Below are 2,440 nucleotides of genomic sequence, written 5' to 3' on the forward strand. Positions count from 1 at the left end.
CAGGCGGCGAGTTTTTCGTACTCGGCTGGGCTGTGGAGTCTGCGGGTGTTGTACCAGCCTTCGATGTAGTCGAAGATCGCGCTGCGGGCGACGGCTCTGCTGTGCCACCTGCGTCGGCTGACGAACTCGTTCTTGAGAGTGGCGAAGAAGGATTCGGCCAGGGCGTTGTCCCAGCACACGCCGGTGCGTCCGACGGAGAGCCTGATGTCGTGGGCGGTCGCGAGGGCGGCGAAGGCGTGGCTGGTGTACTGACTACCGCGGTCGGAGTGGAAGACGACGGTTCCTTCCGGTTGCCGTTGGTGGCAGGCGGCTTTGAGGGCGTCGGCGGCGAGGGAGGTGCCGAGGTGGTCGGAGATGGCCCGGCCGACAACGCGGCGGGAGGCGATGTCGATCACGGTGGCCAGGTAGAGCCAGCCCTCACCGGTCGGGATGTACGTGATGTCACCGCACCAGCGCGTGTCGATGGCGGTCGGGTCGGGCTGGAAGTCGCGTTGGACCAGGTCGGGTCGGGTGGCCGCGTTCGGGTCCGGGACGGTGGTGCGTTGCCCGCGCCTGCGGTGCCGGCCTGCGAGGCCGGCGGCCCGCATCAGGCGGGCGACCCGGCGGCGCCCGCAGGGCAGTCCGTCGCGGACGAGGGCGGCATGGATGCGCGGGGCTCCGCAGAGGCCGCGGGAGTGTTCGTGGACCTCGGTGATCCGGACGCTGAGTTCGGCGTCGTCGAGTTGTGCCTGCGTGGAGACCGGTCGGTCCCCGACGTGGTCAGGGACTTCGACCTGACCGAGACCGCCGTCCGGTTGTGGCTGGCGCAGTCCGACGAAAGTCACCAGCCCAAGGACTGGAGCGCGACGAGCGGGCCGAACTCGCGGAACTTCGGCGCGAGAACCGCCGGCTGAGGGAGGACATCGAGATCCTCAAGCGGGCCACGGCTGTCTTCGCCAGGGGGACCCGGTGACGGTCGATCCGTTCATCGAGGCGGAGAAACAGGCAGGTCACAACGTCAAACGGGCGTGTGAGCTGATGAAGGTCTCCCGGTCCGCCTCCTACGCCCGCCGATCCTCCGTCCCCTGCTCCCGAGCGGCCCGTGAATCTCGGCCGTGAAACCGGCTGTGAACCGCCGCCGCGGCCGCTGCTTCTTCCTCGGCATGTTCCCCCTCATCGACATCCCTCCCTGGACCCGAGCCCAGATCTCCGATGTCCGCCAAAACAAAGCAACCCCAGTCTTGGGTGACTCCGAAGGATGAAACTCGTCGGACCGCAACCATGTTCACCGGCGCGGAAGTCGAGCGCCCGATGCACCTCCGGGCAGGAACCCCACGAGGCCCACCACGGCCGGCACTCGCACAGCCCGATCGTCAACGATCCCGGCATCGATCAACACAACCGGCATGATCACCCGACTGATCAAGAACGGCGAGTCCTCCGAGACCTTCCAACACGTGATCAACAACTGATCACACGCTCGGCCTCCGGAAACGACCCGGGACGTCCGACCCCGTCGTCGTTCCACCCGACCACCTGAAAGCGGTTCCTCAACCGGAAGCCTGCAGCCATTCATGGAGATCACTCCACAGTGACGGAGAAAGCCGTCGAGGACGGCGGTGGCGAGGACCTCGCCCCCGAAGACCCGGCCGCACCCACTGAACGTCCTGTTCGAGGCCAAGACGATCAAACCCTTCCCCTCACGCTCGGAGAAGACCAGGAAGACCAAACCCGCCCCCGCGCGTTCCAAAGGCAGACAACCCACCTCGTCCACCACAAGAACGCCGGACCGCAGATAGGCGCCGAACCCGCCCGTCAAACGCCCTACCGCCTCAACGGCCCTCAAAACTGCAGACCACGCCATCGAGGCCCATGAAAAAGACCCAACAACCGGCCCGCAGACCACGACCACCAAAGCAACGGCAACGGCAACGGCAACGTGCCCCATACCGACCCCGAACAACCCGAGCAAGGCCACACCCGCCCAACCCTCGACAAACGAAAAAAGTGGCGAAGTCCTTCACCTTGCGCGGGGCAAGACCGGCCTGGAAGGCGAAACCGTACTCATCGAGCATCCCGTGGTACGGCAGCTTCGAGCGTCGCAGACCCTGCGCAAGCGGCGGTCATCGCGCGCCGGCCGGCCTCCCAGCATCCACGACGCCAAGAACATCCCGCCCGCTACAACTTCACCCGAATACGCCGCACATACGCATCCACCGTATGCCTCGACAACCCCATCAACCGAGCCGTCTGCACATACGTACACCCCGCCGCAATATGAGCCAACACCTCCCGCTCACGCGGAGCCAACCCCACCACCGAAACAGACACCCCCACCCCCGCCGCAGACGCAGCCCCCACAGACACATCACGAGTGATCAAAGTGGCAATCATCGACAACCTCCGCCGAAACAGACCCGGCCACCACTGCTCACACCCTCGGAAGCAGAAAGAACACCCC

General features: G+C 65.9%; 3 protein-coding genes. All 3 read right to left on the minus strand.

From position 1 onward, the window contains the following. Positions 1-824, minus strand: an 824-nt coding sequence (locus IF89_RS0135030) for an IS3 family transposase (RefSeq protein WP_158718122.1), incomplete at its 3' end; no start/stop codon positions are given. A gap of 440 nt (positions 825-1,264) precedes the next feature. After that, the gene (locus IF89_RS50020; RefSeq protein WP_420707018.1) at positions 1,265-1,927 is read right to left on the minus strand and encodes an ATP-binding protein; all 663 of its coding nucleotides are present in this window, start codon (positions 1,925-1,927) and stop codon (positions 1,265-1,267) included. A gap of 230 nt (positions 1,928-2,157) precedes the next feature. Further along, the gene (locus tag IF89_RS43840) at positions 2,158-2,373 is read right to left on the minus strand and encodes a LuxR C-terminal-related transcriptional regulator (protein WP_078628781.1); all 216 of its coding nucleotides are present in this window, start codon (positions 2,371-2,373) and stop codon (positions 2,158-2,160) included. Between the last annotated feature and the right edge of the window lie 67 nt (positions 2,374-2,440).

This window comes from Streptomyces sp. NRRL F-2664, assembly GCF_000719345.1.
GTDB lineage: Bacteria > Actinomycetota > Actinomycetes > Streptomycetales > Streptomycetaceae > Streptomyces.

Coding starts and splice junctions, on each gene's coding strand:
- IF89_RS50020 (WP_420707018.1), bottom strand. CDS start 1,927: ATGGGGCACGTTGCCGTTGCCGTTGCCGTTGCTTTGGTGGTCGTGGTC.
- IF89_RS43840 (WP_078628781.1), bottom strand. CDS start 2,373: ATGATTGCCACTTTGATCACTCGTGATGTGTCTGTGGGGGCTGCGTCT.